This window comes from Candidatus Hakubella thermalkaliphila (genome assembly GCF_013281975.1).
GTDB lineage: Bacteria > Actinomycetota > Humimicrobiia > Hakubellales > Hakubellaceae > Hakubella > Hakubella thermalkaliphila.
The window spans coordinates 1-548 of record NZ_BLRZ01000474.1 but is presented as its reverse complement, the minus strand read 5'-3'; the positions used below and the strand labels follow the sequence as shown (position 1 = coordinate 548).

The 548-nt window shown below is 47.8% G+C and carries 2 protein-coding genes; both read right to left on the bottom strand.

Going from position 1 to position 548, the window contains the following annotated elements; translation table 11 throughout:
* Positions 1–120, bottom strand: a 120-nt coding sequence (locus tag HW443_RS12790; RefSeq protein ID WP_176238400.1) for an Asp23/Gls24 family envelope stress response protein, incomplete at its 3' end; no start/stop codon positions are given.
* Positions 121–216: 96 nt separating this feature from the next.
* Positions 217–420, bottom strand: a complete 204-nt coding sequence (locus tag HW443_RS12785) for a hypothetical protein (RefSeq protein ID WP_176238399.1) — start codon at positions 418–420, stop codon at positions 217–219.
* Positions 421–548: the final 128 nt, after the last annotated feature.

Sequence of the window (548 nt, the reverse complement as noted above, 5' to 3'; positions counted from 1 at the left end):
GCTCATCCCGGCTACGCCTTCCACCTCGCTGGCAGCCAGACCGGCAATAATTGCCACTACATCGTCGGCTATCTTAATGTTACCAAATTCTGTCGTTGCATACGTCTCATGCTCAGCCAACAAAAACACCTCCTTGCCACAACATAAGCTGTGACATTTTTTATTATAGCAAAAAATGCTTTGGGATACAATTCCATGCCGATCCCCGAATTCCTGCTATGTGCCGCTATGTTCCACCACCTTCACCTCCTCCATCTCCAGCCCGGTGACACCGCTGACCATTTCCGCAATCTGGAGAAATTCCTGGTCCTTCAAATTTTCCACCAGCACAACAACAGTAGAACGCTTTCCTTTCGCCGACCGCTCCCCTTTAGTAAAATCGGCGAAGCACTGCCAAAGTTTTTTTGAGATCCCCGCCACCCCCTAACAAGAATTTTTTACAACGCACTCTTGCGTTTATTCAGCGGCAGCTTGCTGGAACGCCTTTGCGAATATATATGCCGCTATTCGTCTCTTAGCACTTTTACCTCAATTTTCTCTACACCAAC